The following is a 2,502-nucleotide window of genomic DNA, read 5'->3' as shown; positions in this document are numbered from 1 at the left end:
GGAAAAAATCTTGAGGTGAGTGAATCAATTAAAAAGCTTGCATTACAGAAAAAGCATTATCACTTCTTGCAAACAAGGCTATCAGCATTAACTGCTGGCAGGGAGATGATGTTGTTGGATTTGATAATCCAAACGGCGGAGCAGGAGATGGCATCGCTACAACAGGTAATTATCCTGGACGTGCCAGAACATTTGAAGAGCTCAAGGATGATTTCCTTAAGGCTATCAGCATGATACCGGGCAAGAAGTGATAATGCTTTTTCTGTATCCACGCCATAACTTGAGTAGATCTCTTTTGCTTCCTGATAAATCATTTTTGTACTCATGTAAAAATATCATATAGTTTTTGTATGCTTTTTGTCTTTATATCTTTATGTCTTTATATCTTTATGTCTCTTTATCTTTATGTCTTTTTATCTTTATGCTTTTTATCTTTATGTTTTTTATCTTTATGTTTTTTATCTTTGTATTTTTAATTTGTAATTTTTAATCTTTATGATTTTTATCTTTATATCTTTTAATTTTATGGAATCTCTTTATTTCAAGCTTCAACAAGCTTAATATCAAAGCTCTTTTTGATCGCATCTCTTGCTTCCTGAAGGTTCTTGTACTCTCCTGAACATATGAACTGAACCATAAGATTTCCAAGTGCTGTGCCTTCTGTAGGCCCTGCAAATACAGGAAGTCCTGTTGCCTTAGCTGTTCTCTTGTTAAGATACATATCCTGAGATCCGCCGCCTACTATGTTTATTGATGTATATTTATTGCCTGTAAGCTTTTCAAGCATCTCAACAGTTCTTCTGTAATCATCAGAAAGTGAATTGTAGATAACAGCCATTACTGCTCCTGTTCCATCAGGAAGCTTTCCTTCAGAAACCTTGTCCATAGGAAGTGGATGTCCCTCTTCCTTGCAAGCTGCCTTAATTTCTTCGATCATTGATCTTGGTGCAAGAAATCTTGCATCATCAACGTCAAGCACAACATCTACATTTTCTGAATGTTCAGCTGCTTCTATAAGTTCAGGGAAAGAAGGTTTGGATCCTGTAAGTTCACCAATCTCTCTTCTAACTGACTGGATCATCCAAAGTCCCATGATATTCTTAAGATATCTGTAGGTATGATCGTAACCGCCTTCGTTGGTAAAATTTGCTTCCATAGACGCTGCATCTGTTATAGGAGCTTTATTCTCAACTCCCATAAGTGACCAGGTCCCTGATGAAAGGAACACTGCCTTATCATCTCTTGCTGGAACCGCAAGATAAGCTGAACCCGTATCATGTGTTGCAGGAAGTATTACATCAAGATCAAAACCCACATAATTCCTGACCTCGGGAGTAAGTTTTCCAAGCACTGTTCCCGGCTGGCAGATCTTACCGAATATCTTCTTTGGAAGTCCAAGCTTTTCTATAAGGTCATAGTCCCAGTTACATGTCTTTGCATCTACAAGCGCTGTAGTAGAAGCATTAGTATACTCATTAGCCTTTACGCCAGTCAGCTTATATGCAAGATAATCCGGAATCATGAGGAAGCTCTCTGCCTGCTCAAAATATTCAGGATGCTCCTTTAAAAGAGCCACAAGCTGATATATCGTATTAAATTTCTGGTATTGGATTCCTGTCTTAGAATAGAGTGTGTCAAAAGAAAGAACTCCCTTATCTTCAAGTTCCTGTCTTATTCCATCTGTTCTGTCGTCTCTATAAGCGACAGTGTCGCCAAGTATCTCCCCATCGCTGTCAAGAAGTACGAAATCTACTGCCCAGGCATCAATTCCCATTGTGTCAGGTGTAAGTCCCTTATTTCTACACTCTCTGATACCGTCTATAACACTCTGATACAAAGCCTTTATGTCCCAGCACAGATGACCGTTTTTCTCTGAAACACCATTCTCAAATCTGTATACTTCCTGTAGCTTCATAATGCCATTATCAACATTGCCGATGATATGACGACCACTGGAAGCACCTATATCAACTGCCAGGTGATTTTGTCCCATTGCTATCTCCCATTTTATATTAGCTTTATTCCATTTAGAACTTGCTTTTTATTTGGCCTGACCTAATAATGATTATAGTAATATTTAAGCCATATACCATTATTCAAAGTCCGAAAGACTTTTGCAAAAGTCCACTCTTTTTGTATAATGGTCAAAAACGCATATTTTGAATAATTATTTGATCAAAAATTCAACCCAAACGATATGGAGGAAGCATGTTTACTTATACAATGGATGTCGAAGACGGAAGCATATGGCAAAGAACAACGCCCAGCCAGGCAGCTCTCTCACAGCCTTATGTCGTAACCGAAGCAGGCCTATTCTATGGCAGGGAGAAATTCTCAACTTCAAGAGGTAACAAAGAAAGCTATCTCATCTTCTATACCATCGAAGGTTGCGGTCAGATAAGCCAGGGAGGGGATACTATCCTTCTAAAAAAAGGGGAAGCCCTTCTTCTAAACTGCAGAACGCCTCAAAGCTATGGCACCTATAAAGAAGCCGGCAAGTGG

Annotated in this window: 3 protein-coding genes; 2 read left to right on the top strand and 1 reads right to left on the bottom strand. The window is 38.8% G+C overall.

Annotated features, from left to right (window positions below; all coding sequences use genetic code 11):
* Positions 1-41: 41 nt before the first annotated feature.
* Positions 42-251, top strand: coding sequence for an L-rhamnose isomerase (locus K6G87_RS00800; RefSeq protein WP_334304843.1), 210 nt, complete (start codon positions 42-44; stop codon positions 249-251).
* Positions 252-541: 290 nt separating this feature from the next.
* Here K6G87_RS00800 and rhaB read toward each other — a convergent pair whose 3' ends face one another.
* Positions 542-1,993 carry a rhamnulokinase gene (rhaB, locus tag K6G87_RS00795; protein ID WP_296832554.1) on the bottom strand — a complete coding sequence of 484 codons (1,452 nt, stop codon included), beginning with the start codon at positions 1,991-1,993 and terminating at the stop codon, positions 542-544.
* A gap of 215 nt (positions 1,994-2,208) precedes the next feature.
* On the opposite strand from rhaB, the gene K6G87_RS00790 reads away from it, so the two are divergent.
* Positions 2,209-2,502 (top strand): AraC family ligand binding domain-containing protein (locus tag K6G87_RS00790; protein ID WP_296832551.1); only part of this gene is annotated, 294 nt, incomplete at its 3' end.

It is taken from the genome of Butyrivibrio sp., from assembly GCF_024699075.1.
Note: the sequence above shows the minus strand (reverse complement) of the source record. Positions and strands in the feature narration are given on the sequence as shown.